This is a genomic window from Motiliproteus sp. MSK22-1 (genome assembly GCF_001968815.1).
Classification (GTDB): Bacteria; Pseudomonadota; Gammaproteobacteria; order Pseudomonadales; family Balneatricaceae; genus Motiliproteus.
In genome coordinates, this window is record NZ_MIEQ01000015.1 from 1 (window position 1) to 837 (window position 837).

Here is an 837-nt window from a genome sequence, read left to right on the forward strand (position 1 = left end):
TGCGCTCATGCTGGATACAACATTGTGATCAGACAGGAAGCGCTGATATTCATAACTCGTGTACTGGGACCCTCGATCTGAGTGCAAAATCACAGGATCAGCATGATTTTTCTGCCATAACGCCATTAGTACGGCTTGAATCACCAACTGCTTTTCCATGGTTTGACTCATCGACCAACCAATAACAATGCCCTTAAACAGGTCAATGATAACGGCCAGGTACAGCCAGCCTTCCCGAGTAGGGATATAGGTAATGTCAGTGACCCATTTCACGTTTGGCTGAGCGGATTTAAAGTCACGCTCAAGATGATTTAATACTGAATCAGGGCGTTGCCCTGACTGTTTTTTACGCCAACGCTTAATCGTAGGAATGCCTGCCAGGTTATTCGCTTTCATGAGCCGTGCTACGCGATTAAGGCCGCAGACTTCACCATCATATTGAAGCTCTTCCCAGATACGAGGACTGCCGTATACGCCATCACTCGCTTGATACAACTGATAAATCTTGCGACTTAAACGCGCATTAGCTTGATGCCGCTGACTTGGGTCACGAGTACGCCAGTCGTAATAACCACTGGCAGAAACCTTGAGTAAACGGCACATCATTCGAACAGAAAAGGCATGGCGGCAGCGTTCAATCATGTGAAACTTCACTTGGGGTGTTTGGCGAAGTACGCTGCTGTAGATTCAAGCAATCATTGCAACACTCTTCTCAATCATGTATGAAGGACTTTTAAATTTCAACGTCTTTCTGGGACGTTCATTCAATTGGGTTGCCACCTCATTTAGCCGCTCTTGCGTATGCGGTGACAAGTTAGTTTTCTTGGGGAAATATTG

General features: G+C 46.1%; 2 pseudogenes. Both read right to left on the bottom strand.

Annotation, left to right across the window (positions count from 1 at the left end):
* Positions 1–675: pseudogene (locus tag BGP75_RS00610) on the bottom strand (IS3 family transposase); the annotation flags it as partial.
* A gap of 12 nt (positions 676–687) precedes the next feature.
* Positions 688–837, bottom strand: a pseudogene (locus tag BGP75_RS26695) (IS30 family transposase); the annotation flags it as partial.